The organism is Paenibacillus sp. FSL K6-3182 (genome assembly GCF_037976325.1).
Taxonomy (GTDB): domain Bacteria; phylum Bacillota; class Bacilli; order Paenibacillales; family Paenibacillaceae; genus Pristimantibacillus.
The window spans coordinates 2,881,900-2,898,266 of the sequence record NZ_CP150265.1 but is presented as its reverse complement, the minus strand read 5'-3'; the positions used below and the strand labels follow the sequence as shown (position 1 = coordinate 2,898,266).

Below are 16,367 nucleotides of genomic sequence, written 5' to 3'. Positions count from 1 at the left end.
GACTAACGCTCTAGCCGAACCGGTACTTTCGTGGACTGAATCACCTGCTCGATGATATCCTCCGCTTTAAGACCGTTCATTCTAGCTTCCATTCTCAGAAGAAGCCTGTGCGAAAGCACATATGGAGCAAGTTCCTTCACATCATCAGGCGTTACAAACTGTCTCTGCTGAATATAAGCGCTCGCTTTAGCCGCTCTTGCCAGCGCTAGCGCTGCACGAGGACTTGCTCCGAGCATTACATTCACGTTTTCCCTCGTTCCTCTTATTAATGAAACTAAATATTTGCCTACGGCGTCATCAATATGCACCTTAAGAGCTTGGTCTTGAATTTGGATCATATCGGATATATTAATCATTTGCTGAATGCGATCAGATGGATGTATTCCTTCATTAGAGAGCACCATTTGCTGCTCATCTGTTTCACTTGGATAACCGAGCGACAGCTTCATCATGAACCGGTCCAGCTGCGCCTCTGGAAGCGTATAGGTGCCTTCAAATTCTATTGGATTTTGGGTAGCGAGCAAAACGAATGGACGAGGCAGCTCATATGTATCGCCATCAACCGTTACATGTCCTTCTTCCATCGCCTCAAGCAAAGCAGATTGTGTCTTCGTTGTCGCGCGATTGATTTCATCAGCTAGCAATATATTAGCCATAATTGGACCCGGACGAAATAAAAAGGTTTCTTGTTTGGGATGATAAATGGAAACGCCTGTTATGTCAGTTGGCAGCAAGTCGGGATTGCATTGTATCCGGCGGAACTGGCCGCCTATTGACTTTGCCAACGCTTTCACTAATTGTGTTTTGCCCGTGCCTGGCACGTCTTCAAGCAGAACATGTCCACCTGCAACGACGGCAATTAACAATCTTTGGATCTCTTCCTGTTTGCCGAGGATACAAGATTCTAAGTTTCGGAGAATAGTAGAACATAATTGCATGTCTGCAGGACGAATATCCATTTCATAACCTCCCGAAATAACGCATGAGTTAGTATTCAATACTACTATTTTACAGTACTTCCTTTACAGTGCACAAATTTTTTCGCTACAAAAAAAATTGGAAGATCCCACAGGACCCTCCAACTTAAGTGCATAAATGGTTATCCTTTCGGCCTGACGACAAGTGCTGCCAAGAAGGAAAATATAATCGCTGCCGAAATGCCGGCACTAGTTACTTTAAAGATACCCGATATAACGCCAATCCAGCCTTGCGTATGCAATTCGGTTAATGCACCATGTACGAGGGCATTACCAAAGCTTGTTATCGGAACCGTAGCTCCCGCTCCAGCAAACTTGACAAGCGGTTCATATAAGTCAAAACCATCAACGATAGCGCCAATGACCACTAAGGTCGACATCGTATGAGCAGGAGTCAGCTTGAGAACATCAAACATCAGCTGACCGATGACACAAATTCCTCCACCAACTAAAAAAGCCCACAAAAAGATCATATATGCTTGCTCCCTCCTGCGCTAATGGCAACAGCATGTGCTATACATGGAATACTCTCGCCTTGCTGGAACGAGAGCGGCGATAATAAAGCGCCCGTCGCCACGACTAAAATTCGGTTTAATTCGCCTTTCTTGATTCGTTTGAGCAGATGTCCGTAAGTAACCACGGCTGAACAACCACATCCGCTGCCCCCTGCCTGTACCTTCTGCTTCTGAACGTCATATACCATAAGGCCGCAATCGCCAAACACTGTTTCGTTCATCGGAACGCCGTTTTTCATAAGCAATTCCTTTGCAATGGGATGCCCTACTCCAGCCAAATCACCCGTTACAATTAAATCATAATCACGAGGAGATCGGCCTGTATCATTAAAATGGGCTTGTATCGTATCTACAGCTGCGGGTGCCATTGCAGCTCCCATATTAAATGGATCTGTTATGCCAAGATCAATGACCTTGCCGATAGTTGCACATTCCACGACTGGGCCATCACCTTCTGCAGCGACAACAGCTGCGCCAGAACCCGTAACGGTATATTGAGCGGTTGGCGGCTTCTGTGAGCCATATTCTGTTGGGTAACGAAATTGCTTCTCAGCCGTACAATTATGACTGCAAGTGCCCGCCAGCACATGAGTGGCTGAGCCAGAGTTCACAAAAAGCGATGCAAGCGCCAATGACTCCATTGAGGTGGAGCATGCACCAAATACTCCAATGTATGGTACTCCAAGTGATCGAGCAGCAAAGCTATTGCTAATAATTTGATTCATGAGATCTCCGCCGACAAAAAACTGAAGCTGGTCGCGTTCGATGCCGGCATTTTGAATCGCAAACTCCGAGGCTTGCTCCAGCAGCAACCGCTCTGCCTTCTCCCAGCTTTTTTGCTGCATGTCCAGCTCAGGATGGACGAGATCAAAATCGGCTGCAAGCGGACCATCTCCCTCATCAGGACCGACCACGGTCGCTTCGCCGATTATTACCGGGCGTTTCTCAAACCACCATGATTGTTTCCCTCGCAGCATATTACTGACCCCCAGTTCCGAGAATAAGATGAGCGATACCGACGAAGAAAGCTGCGACTGTACCGAAAACAATAACTGAACCAGCCAGCTTAAACATATTGCCGCCAACACCAAGAACTAGACCTTCACTCCGATGCTCCAAAGCAGCTGAACACATGGAATTGGCAAATCCGGTTACAGGCACTGCTGAGCCAGCACCAGCCCATTGCGCAATTTTATCGTACACGCCTAGGCTCGTTAGAATAACCGATATCAAAATAAGCGTTGCAACTGTAGGATTGCTTGCCGCTTCTTCGCTCATTCCCATCAAATGGACATAAAGCTCCTGTATAACCTGTCCAAATACACATACTGCCCCGCCAAAAACGAATGCTTTCAAACAATTTCCAAGTACAGATCGAGGCGGCTCCATCGTTTTTGCGAACGATTGATATTCTTTTGGTGACATGGACATTTTTTTGTAATGACTTTTGCTTTTGGTCGCCACAAAACCATCCTCCTTTTCCGCTACGGTTTTTCTCTATGCCTGAAGCTAAAGTTCCGTAACCGCTTTGCTTTCTTCTGGTTCATTATTTGTAATAGCAGGTTGCAATATTCCAACAAAAACAAAAACGCCATCAATGTCCTCTGGATGCTGCATCAGCTTTGACGGAGATATACAAGATAATCTGGAGCAAATAATATTCTTTATTACATTAAAAAAAGGATTGCCCCCGACTAATGATTTAGTCGCAGGCAACCCTTTATTTAAATAAATATGGCTAATAACAAAAGAACGAGTAAAACATACATTATGAGCACGAGCAAGCTCAATAAATGACGTTGCCGCTTCGTAGACAAAAGTGCAGCTCCCCTCACACCGGGCTTTTATCAACAGCATATGCCAAACACCCAACTGCGGAGCTTATCCAGGGCGATTTCAAAAACGATTTCAATAGGCAGATGTTTTATTGTTCAATAATCATAACGCCTTTAGCAGATAAGCTATAAGCGCCGCTGACAATCTCACCCGTGAGAAGCTCTGTTCGCTGCTGAGCGCCAAGCTGAAGCTCGGAAGGCTCGGAGTTATGGTTCAAAATAAAAGTAAAGGATTTCCCATCTTTATTTCTGCGTGTTACTTCGACCCCTGTAGGCACGGACAAGATTGGCTCAATCCTTTTGTCCTTGCATAAGTTCGTGAGCAGCGCCTGCAGGAACTCTTTATCAGGACTGGAAGCTATATACCAAGCTTCCCCGCTGCCAAATTTATTGACGGTAACCGCTGGCATGCCTTTGTAGAAATCCGAGCCGTACTCAGCAACAACCTCAGCGCCTTCAGAATGGATCAAATCACATAGCAGACTGCATGTATAAGTGCCGCTGAGAGCCCCATCAACTTTTTTCATCACCATTTGGTTGTGTTGTCCTGGCAGCAGCGCGTCGATCTCCTCCGCCCAAATGCCGAGAACCTTGCGCAGCTTGCCTGGATAGCCGCCCGTAGTTACGAGATCATTCTCATTAACGATACCGCTGAAAAAAGTCGTAATGAAGGTGCCGCCGCGTTCCACGAACGCTTCAACCTTCTCCGCAAAACCCGGTTTAATCATATACATGACCGGTGCAATAACGAGATCATATTGCTCGAAGTTTTCTTCAATACTGATCATATCGGTTTGAACATTCAATTCAAACAAAGCATCGTAATACTTATGAACCTCGTCCACGTATTTTAAAGCAACGCTCGGTCCGCTGGACAGCTCGACTGCCCAGCGGTTTTCCCAGTCAAATACGATGGCTGCCTTTGCATCAATTCGCGAATCAAGCAGCTTATCTGAAAGCTTCGTCAGTTCATGACCAAGCTCCGCGCACTCACGAAACACGCGCGTATGCTCATGGCCCACATGCTCAATGACAGCGCCATGATATTTCTCGCATGCTCCGATCGAGCGGCGCAGCTGGAAGAACATGACGGTATCCGCGCCATGCGCTACTGCCTGATAGCTCCAAAGCCGCATGACGCCAGGGCGCTTCAAAGCGTTGTAGGCTTGCCAGTTCTGCTGGCTCGGCGTTTGCTCCATCAGCATAAAGGGCTGTCCACTTTTCAAACCGCGCATAAGCGAGTGCGTCATTGCTGTATGGCTTACAGGTGTGTCGATCGACGGGTAATTGTCCCACGAGATGACATCCAAATGTTTTGCCCACTTGAAATAATCAAGCTCAGGGTAAGTACCCATCATATTTGTCGTAATTTGAATGTTGGGCGAGTTCTTGCGAATTTCTTCGTGTTCGATTAAATAACAATCAAGCAGAGCATCCGATTGAAATCTGCGATAATCAAGCGATATGCTTTGGAAGTTGGATCGATTGCCGCCCCATTCCTCGCTAAGCGCATTAGGCGGTTCAATTTCTTCCCAGTCATAAAAGGTATGGCCCCAGAAATTTGTGTACCAAACCTTATTCAATTGTTCAATCGTGTGATAACGCTTTTGCAGCCATATTCGGAAAGCGTCGGCGCAGTTATCGCAATAACAGTAGCCGCCATATTCATTTGAAATATGCCATGCGACAATTGCAGGGTGATCCTTATAACGCTCAGCCAGCTTCCCAGCGATGCGTCCCGAATGCTGCCGGTAGGTTTGGCTGCTCGGACAGGAATTGTGGCGTCCTCCAAATTTACGTTTGCGGCCCTCATAATCGACACGAGTGACATCCGGATATCTCTTCGCCATCCATGCCGGATGAGCCCCCGTACTTGTAGCAAGGCAAACAGCGATTTGGTCGCCATGAAGTCTGTCAATTATGTTATCCAGCTCAGTGAAATCATAGGTTTCTTCACTTGGTTGAATGCGCGCCCAAGAAAAAACGTTAACCGTAGCAACATCAATGTTCGCAAGCTTGAACATGCGAAGATCTTCCGTCATCGTCTCATCATCCCACTGCTCAGGGTTGTAGTCTCCGCCGTACCATATTTTCGGAAGTTTTTCGTTAATCAATTTTATTTCAATCTCCCTTCAGTTTATGTTAATTAACAGCAAGGGAGAGAGCTCATTAGATGAGCCCTCTCCCTACCAGTTCACTTTGAGTCTTATTTCGACCAAAGTTCCACACGATCCTGCACCATTTTTGTAAATTCAGCATTCAATTTTGCTACACCCGCATCATCAAGATCTTTCAGAAATGCATCATAGATTTTATCGAAGTCTGCTGGTTTAGCAAGAATCGCTTCAGGGATACGTTTTTTCATAATATCTTGTGTTTTTTGGAAAATAACGTTTGCTTGCGAGCCCGTCTCGAACGGAAGTGTCCAAGCTGCCCCATATTTGCGAACAGGAAATGCATCGTCAGCAGGCCATAGGTCTCTGTACGTTTTTGCATTGTATTTCGCAAGCGTCTTCTTGTCTTCTTCGGAATAAGCGGTTTGAATTTGCTCAGGGAATGTCGTCGTATAGTAGTTTCCAGAAGGATCCTTCACGCCATCGCCGTAGCGAGCAGAAATCAAGTAGTTGCCAATACCTGTCGTTTTCTTGAATGTATTGCCGTCATTTGATTTTTGAGCTTGAACATCTGCAGGAATAACTCGTTTTCCGCCTTCTACATTGTAATGCTTGCCTTCAATACCCCAGTTCACTAATACTTGACCTTCATCAGATGCAAGGTAATCAAGGAATTTGATTAAGCGTACTGGATCTTTGGCATCCTTTGTAATCCCAATTCCATATCCAGATAGATAACCTGTGCCTTGGAAGGAGTGATCTTGGAATGTATCATTCAGCGTTACAGGAAAACGAGCGTAAGTTGATTTAAAATTGCCAGCTGCTTTCAAAGCGTTTTCTGCTTCGCCATAATCCCAGTTTTGGTCAATCAGTCCAAGCACACGGCCGGAAGCAATTTTTGATTTATATTGATCGTATTTTTGTACGAAGCTTTCTTTATCAAGCAAACCGATATCGTTCATATGGTTCAACCAACGGAAATACTCTCTTTCCTCAGGACGCTGGTAATGCATGATCGCTTCATGTGTGTCTTGATTAACGAAAAACTCGCCATCATCTGGAGCACCTGTTGCATAGAAAGCCGGGTTTGTAACTGAAATTAGAATTTGCCATTCACCGCCGTTAAGCGACATGCCGATTGTCGGCTGGCCATCAGCTGTTTTAGGGTTCTTCTCAATATAAGCTTTGATTGCAGCTTCATAGTCTTGTACCGTTTTGATTTCTGGATAACCTGCCGCTTCAAGCACTTGATGCTGCAATTGGAAACCGCCGCCAGCTTCGAAGTAGGTTTGTCCTACGCCGTCTTGGGGAAGCACATAAATCGCGTCGTCATCTTTGCTCCAACGAAGACGATTAAAGTATTCACCGTAAATCTTTTTCAAGTTCGGTGCGTGCTCCTCAATCAAAGGTCGAAGATCGATCAGTGCGCCAGCATCAACCAATTTGCCTGCGCTGCCTTTTGGCATAACCATATCTGGAAACTCGTCGCTTGCTACCATAAGGGCAAACATATCTGTGTCGCTGCCGCCGACAGGGAATTCTTGTTTAATCGTAATGCCTGTTTTATCTACAATAAATTGCCCTACATCTGACTTCATATCATCCCAGCTCGGGTTCGCGTCGCCAGAAGCGATACGAATCGTAATCGGATCACCCTTCTCAGGCTCTGCTGCATTTGTAGGTGAATTCGTGGAATTGCCTGGCGCGTTCGTTTCTTTATTTTTGCCGCCTTCATTATTCGAATTGCCGCATGCCGTGACAAATACGAATACTAGTGCCAATACCAAGCTTAAAGCCATTTGCATTTTTCTTTTCATTGCTTGAAAGCCTCCCTTTTTCTCGTTCATCATGCTCGTGTATATAACAGGAAACCTGCTATTACCAATATTAACTTTTTACTGCGCCAAGCGTCATGCCTTTGACAAAATACTTCTGAAGGAAAGGATAAACTAGCAAAATCGGTACCGTAACGACGATCGTAATCGCCATCTTGATAGACTCCGGTGAAACCGACGCCAGCGTTTGCTGCGCATTAGGATCACGATAATTACTGCCCGTTTGCGTGGATAGCAGCACCTTCATCAGCTCATACTGCAGTGTCGTATTCTCTGGACTCCTATTATTGAACAAGTAAGTATCAAACCAAGCGTTCCAGTGTCCAACAGCAATATACAAAGCAATTGTAGCGAGTACAGGCTGACAAAGCGGAAGGATAACCTTCCAAAATATAGTCCAATCATTTGCCCCATCAATTTTGGCTGATTCTTGAAGTGCATACGGAAGCCCGTCAATATAAGAGCGGACGATAAACACGTTCCAAACGCTCAAAATAGCAGGAATGATGTAAACCGAAAACGTACCAATCAAACCTAAGTTTTTCATAAGCAGAAACCCTGGAATGAGACCGCCTGAGAAATACATCGTGAGTGCGAATACGATGGACATCCACCTTCTTGCTTGGAAGTCTGGACGGCTTAAGGTGTAAGCCATCATCGATGCCGACAACACCCCAATGAGCGTTCCCAAAACGGTACGAATAACCGAGTTTTTGAAGCCTACAAGCAATCCCTCAAAGCCGAAAATCGTCTCGTAATTTTTGAGTGTAAATTCGCGAGGGTATATAGTTAAACCGCCTCTTACCGTATCTACCGAATCATTAAATGATATCGCTAGTACATTCAGGAACGGATACAACGTTACGATAGCAACGATGATCATGAAAACATAAATGCATGTGTCAAAAACTTTATCGCCTGTACTTCTTCGCATAGCTCCTTGCATGTACCGCACCTCCTATATGATTGATTCTTTGGTGACTCGTTTGTAAATTCCGTTCGCGATAAACACTAATAGGATGCTGACTACGGAGTTAAAGATACCGATTGCCGTACCGTACGAATATCGGCTCATTTGAATACCGTACTTCAGCGCATACAGATCGAGCACTTCTGAAAAATCGGATACAAGAGGATTTCCTAACAAAAACTGTTTCTCGAAGCCTATGCTGATTAAATGACCGATCGATAAAATGAATAGCACCATAAAGGTTGTTCTAATTCCCGGTAATGTAATATGCCACATTTTGCGGAATCTGCCTGCCCCATCGACAGTCGATGCTTCATAAAGCTCAGGATCTATTCCCGCCATCGCAGCTAAAAAGATGATGGAATTCCAGCCCATTTCCTTCCACAAATCCGATAAAGTTACGACGCTCCAGAACCATTCGCCCTTGGCCATAAACTGAATCGGCGTATCAATGATGTTAAGGTACATCAATAATTGATTAATCGCACCGCCGTCTGTTGAGAGTATCTTCGTTACAAGCCCCGCAACAACTACCCAAGATACAAAGTGCGGCAAATATGAAATGGTTTGTACAGAGCGCTTAAAGAACTGCCCTCTTATTTCATTAAGCAATAGAGCAAAAATAACTGGAATCGTAAACCCTACGATAAGCCCCATCGTACTCATTGCCAGCGTGTTTCGCAAAACGATATAAAATCTTTCGTCTTGAAACAGCTCTACGAAATTTTCAAGGCCTACCCATTTTTGATTCAATATCCCGTTTTTCGGCTTATAATTCTGAAATGCGGTCAACCAGCCCCATACCGGCACATAGCTGAATAGGAAGATCCAGATGACGAACGGCAGCGACATCATGTACAAGTAACGCTGCTGAATGGCTTTGAACCAAAATCGATTCCATTTGTTTGTCGCCCTTAACTGCTTAGGACTATCTGTTAGCGGTTTCATAGCTGCTCCTCCTACTGTTTCTGCTTCGTGCAAAAACGTCTTCGCAAGCTACCTTATGTGGTGAGTAGCTTACCCTCTCTTATCTGTACTTATCATAAACGATAGAACCTTTCCTCCGGCACCCATATAATTAGACCTAAAATCATATGAAAATACGTTCTTTCAAGCGTTTTCATAACCGTTGGTTATATAAAAAAATAAAAAAAACATCTAGCTCGCCAGCGACTCTATCAGTCCTGTGAAATAGATGTTTGTAATAATAAGATTATAGGAACAACAGCTTCCTATTCCAAAGCCGTTCTACCAGAAATACTTTTAAAGGATGAGGGCGATACCCCTTTATACTTTTTAAATTTACTATGAAAGTAATCAACATTCGCATATCCGACCCGTTCCGACACCTGATGAACCTTGAGCCCCTCCTGCAGCAGCTCAATGGCATGCTGGATTCGCACTTGATCCAAATACGTGTTGAAATGCTCACCCGTATAGTTTTTGAACATTTTTCCTAAATAGCCGCTATTGTAATTAAATAGATCAGCCAGCGTTTCCAGCTTAATATTTTCGCTATAATGACGTTCAATAAAGTCAGTCATTTGTTTCATGACCGACAAGCTGTCTGATTTCGAAGTTTTCATCGCCAGCTCCGACAGACGGGTTTGCAGCTGCGCAATCATTTCCTCATAATGATGGGCAAGGTACAAGGCGGTAATCATCGACAGATCCTCATGGAGCGATAGCTGCGGATTAGACAAGGCCGCTTTATTTAGTACGATCGTGAGAAGCTGCGCCCAGCTCGATTTGACGAACGGCTCGGAACAATCATAAGCGATAATTTGCTTTGACGCCTCCTGCAGCGCTTTGTCCATTCCCTCTTTGCTCCCGATATCCAGCATATAATAAAGCTTTTGAGCAAGGCTTTCGATTGATAATTGATTGCTAAGCTCAGCCTCCGCCTGCTGTCTTTCCTCGGCTAAAGACGCCATATGGATGAACTGTCCTTGCAGCATGAACCGCTGCTTCAATAAGTCGTGAATGGGCATGGACCATTTTTGCAGCTCCGCGGGTTCACGAACGGGTTCGCTTGCCGCAGCTGCAAATTTCACCTTCGTTCCGCAGCATTCCTCGATCCACAGCTTCATTTGCTCGCGCGAGCCATTTTGAAGCACATAATCTTTAAGCAATATCCCAATATAAGGCTCGGCAGAAAAAACCCAGCCGATTTGCTTCTCTTCAACAATGTCCGTCAGCTTCTTCTTGAGCGTTGCATTCAGCGTAAGGGAATGCTCCCTGCTGTAGAGCTCGATCAACATCAGCTGGTAATATTTCGCCGGCTCACCCAATAATGTTTTCAGCTCGTGGCCGTTAGCCGTATTTGCATCCAGCTTCCCGCTTGTGAGCTGATACAGCATCTCCTCACGCAGTAAAGCAGCCGATTGCTCTGTGTTTTGACGCTGCTCCGACTGACTTTGGAGCTGAGCAGAGACTCGTTCGACATAACTCTCCAGCTCATCTTCATCGATCGGCTTTAAAATATAACCATCCACATTATGCGCGATCGCTTGCTTAGCATAATTGAACTCCGCATAGCCGCTCAAAATTAAAAAATGACAGCTATTGTCTGTTTTCCTTATTTCCTCAATCGCTTGTAGTCCATCCATGCCAGGCATGCGGATATCAATCAGAATCAAATCAGGACTCAGCACACCGTGCTTCTCGACTGCCTCGCGTCCATTGGATGCTGTCCCTGCGACGGCAAATCCGTATTTGCTCCAATCAACTAATGTTTGCAGTCCTTCTCGAATCATCGGTTCATCGTCTACAATGAGCACTTTATGCAAGCGAATGACCCCCTATTGGAATTTCAAAAGTAATGCGTGTACCCGCTCCAAGCTCGCTCGTCAGCGTCAAGCCATATCCATCCCCATAGATCATGACCAGCCGCTGATGGACATTGCGCAGCCCGATTCGGTATTCTTCCTCTTCTTCCATATCATGCAGCGATTCATTGATTTCATGAATCTTTTCATCGCTGATTCCTACGCCATTGTCGGATACCTCGACCCGAAGCATATGATCACTGACCTCTGTCTTTAACCATACGAATCCGCCCTCAGCAACATTTTCAAGACCATGCACAACAGCATTCTCGATGAGAGGCTGAATTATGAGCGGCGGAATTTCGATCTCCTGACCATTAGCATCGATATCGAGGCGAAACGTCAATCGATCGTTGCCGTATCTGAATTTTTGAATTTCCAAATAGCAGCGCACCATTTCGAGTTCATCCTTTAATGCAATTTTGCGCGCGCCTATCTCTAAATTTCGACGAATCATTTTACCAAGCATACGAACGATTGAAGAAATCTCTGTCTCGCCTTTGATATGAGCTTTCATTCGAATCGATTCAAGCGCGTTAAACAAAAAATGAGGATTAATTTGGCTAGCCATCATTTTCAGTTTAATTTCCTTCTGTCTAAGCTGCAGCTGCGCCTGCTGTTTATGCGATTCCGCTACCTCATCCATTAAGCCACGAATACTAACGACCATGTTGTTGAATTGCTTGGACAGGATGCCAATCTCGTCATTGCCTGTCACATGCGAAATCACGTTCAAATCTCCCATCGCTACTTTGTTCAAATCTTTATTCAGGACCAGCATCCGCTTCGATATAATCGCAGAAAAAATATAAATCATAACGAAGGCTATAACTAAGCTTAGCAAAATAATGCCTAGCCCAAGCAAGCTTATCCGATTAGCTCCACTTACAATACTATCAATTGTAAATACCGATACGATTTTCAACCGATTAAAGCTTGATTCGGGCTGAAGATCCTCGATAACAATTTTCGAAGGTTTTCCATCATATTTGAATTCATAGGTGCCTGCTGCTTTATTCGTCAGTTTACTGGCAAAGTCTAATTCAGAAATATTTTTACCTACCCATTCGGGATTTTTCGCTGCAATCATATAACCATTGTCATCAATAATCATCGTATCAAACGGCTCTTGGCTAATCATCGCATTAAGCTCATCCTGATTCACGCCTATCACTAGTACACCGCTTGTCCGATACGTTGGGAACGTGATCTTCCGAATAAGACTCAAATAACGGCGGTTATTTTTGGTTTCATCCTTAATGTATTCCCAGTGAATGCCGTCGCGCTCCATTGCTGACTTATACCAGTCTGTCTCTGCAATAGGATCCGTAACTTTCAGAAACTCCCAGTTGTCGAGTATCGTCATATTCGTCGTATAAAAGCGTATATTGTAGACTTCACTGTATAGTTGAATGTAATCTTTAAAATCACGGTAATCCCAAAACGCCTTAACGACATCAAACGTGGAGCTGTATTGCGTGTTGACGACGTTCGTTAACCTGCTATCGACCAGCAGCTTGTCGGAAATTTCGATTGGCATGCGTATAATATCCAAGGTCTGCTTCTTAATTCGCTCGACGTTATTCGTAATTTGCTGGGTCGCTTGATCAAGTACATTTTGCCTAAAAGCGACGGTAAGAAAAATGCCTACGATAAGCACCGGTACAAAAACAACGAGAATAAAAGAAATAATTAGTTTCTTTTTGATTCGAATATTGTTCATTCTTTGCCCCATTGTTCGAATGCTCTTCTTCATACAAACGGCTCCTCCTTAAAGCTTTGCGCAGCAAACTTCATTCGTTAGTATCGGCTGAGGTAAGCGTTTACTTTTTCGCGTAAAATTTTAAGGCATCTACATTATAATGCTGGTAATCTGTCGTGCCTACATTACTAATTCAATATTTTATCATATGAAAATTAGACAAAATGGAAGCGCTGCCTATACGATGCAAAAATCCCGCTCTTAAGAGAGCGGAATTCGGTAGGATGAGTGCTCTTCAACGATATGCTCGCCTTTGTTGTACAACCATTTGAAAGCAAAACGATCGCCTGCATAATTTGTTCTGCTGCGAATATCCGGCACAATAACCGTTTCAAAATGATCGATGATCGTCTGCTGCAGCGAGGCAAGGCGTTCTTCATTCGCATCCGCCTGCTGCTCTGCTTCCTCTTCCGATTGTGCGGTCTGCGAGAAGTAAGCAAATGCTGCCTCCCGATCGCTAATGGATTCAGGCAAGGGATGTCCTGACCCCCGAAAGATTTCTTTCACCGTATTTATCCAATCTTTATACAAGTTGATTTCAATGTCGTTTGCCATATGGACTAGCTCCTCTGTCGATGCTCATTGTTCATTTAAAGAATAAAGCGGCATTACATAAAAAGCAACCATAAACGCAAAAACGGAGCTGCAACAAGCGCTATACAGCACCTGAAGACAGCTCCGTATGAAGTTACTCTTATTATTGAAAGCGGAAGAAGCTCAGCTTCACACTTTCCGTCAAACCAATTACCAGATCGCCTCTCAGCTTGCAGCTTGGCAGATCAATACGAATCGTTTGCCATTCTTGCTCACCGCTTGATTCAACCGAGTATGAGCCTCTAAAAACAGCGGCCGGGCTGATCATCTGAATAGACAACTCTCCGCCTTGAGCGCCGCCGCAAACGCGAGCTTCAAATACACTTGGGCCGTTTAACCAATCAACATCATTAAATTTGATCCAGCCCTCTGCTTGCGATAAACGGACTGCCGTTCCGCCTTCCTTGCTCTCATCCAAATAAACATGCGCATAATCATCATAGTTTTCCGCCCGCGTCTGCGGGGATAACTGACGTGGTGGAATGGTCTCGCCTTCGATTGTTATTGTACCCTCGGCAAGGAGATGAGCAGAAGAGGCACCAGCTGCAAACGTATAAGCCGCCGATTCAAGGCAGAAACGGTCCCGTGTTACATCCCAAATAGCAAGCTCTTCTGCTGGAACTACAAGTTCTACTTGCTTCGTCTCTCCAGGCTGGAATGAAATCCGCGTGAAGCCAACCAGCTTCTTAAGCGGACGCTGTACCCTTGAGCCCTCTACTCGAACATATAATTGGACAACCTCATCCGCTGCGATGCCGCTCTCATTCGTAACCTGCAGTTCCACCGTTACACTGCCGTTCATACTCGCAGCGTTATTCGTAATCTCAAGCGGGCCGTATCGGAATGAACCATAGCTAAGACCATAGCCAAATGGATACAACGGTTCGCCATCGAAATAAAGATATGTTCGTTTTCCTTTCAAAATATCATAATCCATTAGATCGGTTAACTGCTCTTCTGATTTATACCAAGTCATATTCAAGCGTCCAGCCGGCGAGTAATCACCGAACAAAACGTCAGCAATGGCATTGCCCAGCTCTTGACCCGCATGTGATAAATAAACAATCGCTGGAACTTGCTCGTTTACTTTGTTAAGTGCAAATGGGTAACTTCCAATAACTACGACGACCGTGTTCGGATTAGCACCGAATACCGCGCTAATTAATTCATTTTGCGAAGCGGCAAGGTCAAGGCTTGGACGATCGATTTCTTCTTTCCCGTTAATAAGCGGATTATTGCCTACGAAAACAATTGCCGTTTCTGCTGCTTTGGCTGCAGCTGCCGCTTCTGCAATTCCATTCGTGATGACATCTTTAGAGAACAGCTCACTTGCTCCAATATCCGCTGATTCCGTAACTTGAAGGGTATCTGCGCCGCCATTAGGGGCAGTGACCAGCTTGCCGTTCCAAGTTCGTATCGCAAATTTCTCTTCGGATTGCTCATCAAGCTTGAACACTTCCTTCACATACCAGCCAAAAGCTTCGCTTGCAGCTGCTGCAATATTGACATCATCTGCGCTTGTAAGCAGCTTGCCGGAATCCATGCTCGCTAGCGTATAACTGCCCCAGCCCCAATCCGTCACCTCAAATGTATCGCCTTCCTCATCCAATTCAGTCGCTTGCAGGCGGTTTGCATGGTCTGTGGATGCGCGCAATACTTTACCATTCGCAGCTGATTTCAATTGAATGCGATCATTGCCGCTGCTGAATGTTACTTCTTTGCCGGCAAGCTTGCTCTTGATGCCTTCAAGTGGTGTTACTTTGTACGGCAGTGAACCAGAGTACCAGTCTCGGTATACAACGTCGGCAAGCGGCCCGATAACGGCTACACGGCTTAGCTTTTCTTTATTCAACGGCAACGTTTTGTTCTCATTTTTGAGCAAAACAATCGACTCTTTTGCAGCCCGCAGCGATAATTGTCTATGCTCGGGCGCACATAGTTTCGATTCCGACATATCCGCGTATGGATTCCCTTCAGCGGGATCGAACTCTCCCAAGCGGAAACGTACACGAAAGGTGTTAATGAGTGCTTTATCCAAATCCTGCTCAGACAGCAGCCCTTCTGACAAAGCTTCGCGAATAGCCGCGCATGATTTTTCTTTATCATCCGTTATGCTGTCGATGCCTGCTTTGATGGAATGAGCTACTGCCTTCTTATAAGAATCATAATAATGATGATCGTTGACGATACCAAGCAAATCTCCCGCATCGCTGACGATGAAGCCGTTCATGCCCCATTCCTCTTTCACTACTTTGTTTACATCCTCGTGCAAAATAGTAGGCGTGCCATTAACCGAGTTGTACGAGGTCATCATCGAATGAGCGCCGCCCTTGACGAAAGCAGGCTTGAAAGCTGCTTGATAATATTCCTTCATATTGCGCGGATCGATGCTTGCCGAGCAGCTGCCGCGATTGATTTCATTGTTATTGCCGATAAAATGCTTCAAGGTCGCTACCGCTTTAAAGTAAAGCGGGTGATCGCCTTGAATGCCCTGTACCAGCGAGGCTGTTAGCTCACCTGTCAGCTTAGGATCTTCTCCATAAGCCTCTTCTGTTCTTCCCCAGCGCGGATCTCGCTCCATATCCACCGTTGGCGCCCACAGCGTCAAGCCGTTGATGGCTGGGTTTCGCTGAAAGTAAACGCGTGCTTCGTCACCGATTGCAGAGCCTACTTCCTTCAGCAGCACGGGATTCCAAGTGCAGCCAAGCCCGATGGGCTGAGGGAACGTGGTCGCTTCGCCTAACCACGCCATTCCGTGCGCCGCTTCCGTCCCATGTTTGTACGGCTTTACGCCTAATCGCTCAATTTCAGGCTGGTATTGAACCATCGATTCAATTTTCTCTTCCAGCGTAAAACGTGAAACAAGATCGGTTACCCGTTCTTCAAGCGGAAGCTCTATATTTTCAAATGGAAAACGTATACTGGTCGTCATAATGC

Annotated in this window: 13 protein-coding genes; all 13 read right to left on the bottom strand. The window is 45.3% G+C overall.

What is annotated here, in order from left to right; genetic code table 11:
• Positions 1-2 precede the first annotated feature (2 nt).
• A complete protein-coding gene (locus tag MHH56_RS12390) occupies positions 3-959 on the bottom strand; it encodes a MoxR family ATPase (protein WP_339208541.1) in 957 nt (318 codons plus the stop codon).
• A gap of 140 nt (positions 960-1,099) precedes the next feature.
• On the bottom strand, positions 1,100-1,450 hold the full coding sequence (gene spoVAE / locus MHH56_RS12385; protein WP_076270075.1) for a stage V sporulation protein AE: 351 nt from the start codon (positions 1,448-1,450) through the stop codon (positions 1,100-1,102).
• On the bottom strand, positions 1,447-2,469 hold the full coding sequence (gene spoVAD, locus MHH56_RS12380) for a stage V sporulation protein AD (protein ID WP_339208540.1): 1,023 nt from the start codon (positions 2,467-2,469) through the stop codon (positions 1,447-1,449). Before spoVAD ends, spoVAE begins: the two co-directional genes overlap by 4 nt.
• A gap of 1 nt (position 2,470) precedes the next feature.
• Positions 2,471-2,923 (bottom strand): stage V sporulation protein AC, encoded by a 453-nt coding sequence (gene spoVAC, locus MHH56_RS12375; RefSeq protein ID WP_144376849.1) that lies wholly within the window; start codon positions 2,921-2,923, stop codon positions 2,471-2,473.
• A gap of 78 nt (positions 2,924-3,001) precedes the next feature.
• Positions 3,002-3,349: a hypothetical protein gene (locus tag MHH56_RS12370; protein WP_339208539.1), complete on the bottom strand. Its 348-nt coding sequence runs from the start codon at positions 3,347-3,349 to the stop codon at positions 3,002-3,004.
• 67 nt (positions 3,350-3,416) lie between these two features.
• A complete protein-coding gene (locus tag MHH56_RS12365) occupies positions 3,417-5,441 on the bottom strand; it encodes a beta-galactosidase (protein WP_339208538.1) in 2,025 nt (674 codons plus the stop codon).
• A gap of 92 nt (positions 5,442-5,533) precedes the next feature.
• A complete protein-coding gene (locus MHH56_RS12360) occupies positions 5,534-7,258 on the bottom strand; it encodes an ABC transporter substrate-binding protein (protein ID WP_339208536.1) in 1,725 nt (574 codons plus the stop codon).
• A 70-nt stretch (positions 7,259-7,328) separates the two neighbouring features.
• Positions 7,329-8,222, bottom strand: a complete 894-nt coding sequence (locus tag MHH56_RS12355) for a carbohydrate ABC transporter permease (protein WP_339208535.1) — start codon at positions 8,220-8,222, stop codon at positions 7,329-7,331.
• A gap of 12 nt (positions 8,223-8,234) precedes the next feature.
• Positions 8,235-9,194 carry an ABC transporter permease subunit gene (locus MHH56_RS12350; protein WP_339208534.1) on the bottom strand — a complete coding sequence of 320 codons (960 nt, stop codon included), beginning with the start codon at positions 9,192-9,194 and terminating at the stop codon, positions 8,235-8,237.
• A 284-nt stretch (positions 9,195-9,478) separates the two neighbouring features.
• Entirely contained in the window at positions 9,479-11,026 is a 1,548-nt protein-coding gene (locus MHH56_RS12345; RefSeq protein WP_339209576.1) for a response regulator transcription factor, read from the bottom strand.
• Position 11,027: 1 nt separating this feature from the next.
• On the bottom strand, positions 11,028-12,830 hold the full coding sequence (locus tag MHH56_RS12340) for a sensor histidine kinase (RefSeq protein ID WP_339208532.1): 1,803 nt from the start codon (positions 12,828-12,830) through the stop codon (positions 11,028-11,030).
• Positions 12,831-13,037: 207 nt separating this feature from the next.
• Positions 13,038-13,391: a hypothetical protein gene (locus tag MHH56_RS12335; RefSeq protein WP_339208531.1), complete on the bottom strand. Its 354-nt coding sequence runs from the start codon at positions 13,389-13,391 to the stop codon at positions 13,038-13,040.
• 142 nt (positions 13,392-13,533) lie between these two features.
• Positions 13,534-16,362, bottom strand: coding sequence for a glycoside hydrolase family 3 C-terminal domain-containing protein (locus MHH56_RS12330; RefSeq protein WP_339208529.1), 2,829 nt, complete (start codon positions 16,360-16,362; stop codon positions 13,534-13,536).
• Positions 16,363-16,367: the final 5 nt, after the last annotated feature.

Bases quoted from the DNA above. Each gene is read 5' to 3' on its own strand.
- MHH56_RS12390 (WP_339208541.1), bottom strand. From the start codon at position 959: ATGGATATTCGTCCTGCAGACATGCAATTATGTTCTACTATTCTCCGA.
- spoVAE (WP_076270075.1), bottom strand. From the start codon at position 1,450: ATGATCTTTTTGTGGGCTTTTTTAGTTGGTGGAGGAATTTGTGTCATC.
- spoVAD (WP_339208540.1), bottom strand. From the start codon at position 2,469: ATGCTGCGAGGGAAACAATCATGGTGGTTTGAGAAACGCCCGGTAATA.
- spoVAC (WP_144376849.1), bottom strand. From the start codon at position 2,923: ATGTCCATGTCACCAAAAGAATATCAATCGTTCGCAAAAACGATGGAG.
- MHH56_RS12370 (WP_339208539.1), bottom strand. From the start codon at position 3,349: ATGCTGTTGATAAAAGCCCGGTGTGAGGGGAGCTGCACTTTTGTCTAC.
- MHH56_RS12360 (WP_339208536.1), bottom strand. From the start codon at position 7,258: ATGAAAAGAAAAATGCAAATGGCTTTAAGCTTGGTATTGGCACTAGTA.
- MHH56_RS12355 (WP_339208535.1), bottom strand. From the start codon at position 8,222: ATGCAAGGAGCTATGCGAAGAAGTACAGGCGATAAAGTTTTTGACACA.
- MHH56_RS12350 (WP_339208534.1), bottom strand. From the start codon at position 9,194: ATGAAACCGCTAACAGATAGTCCTAAGCAGTTAAGGGCGACAAACAAA.
- MHH56_RS12340 (WP_339208532.1), bottom strand. From the start codon at position 12,830: ATGAAGAAGAGCATTCGAACAATGGGGCAAAGAATGAACAATATTCGA.
- MHH56_RS12335 (WP_339208531.1), bottom strand. From the start codon at position 13,391: ATGGCAAACGACATTGAAATCAACTTGTATAAAGATTGGATAAATACG.
- MHH56_RS12330 (WP_339208529.1), bottom strand. From the start codon at position 16,362: ATGACGACCAGTATACGTTTTCCATTTGAAAATATAGAGCTTCCGCTT.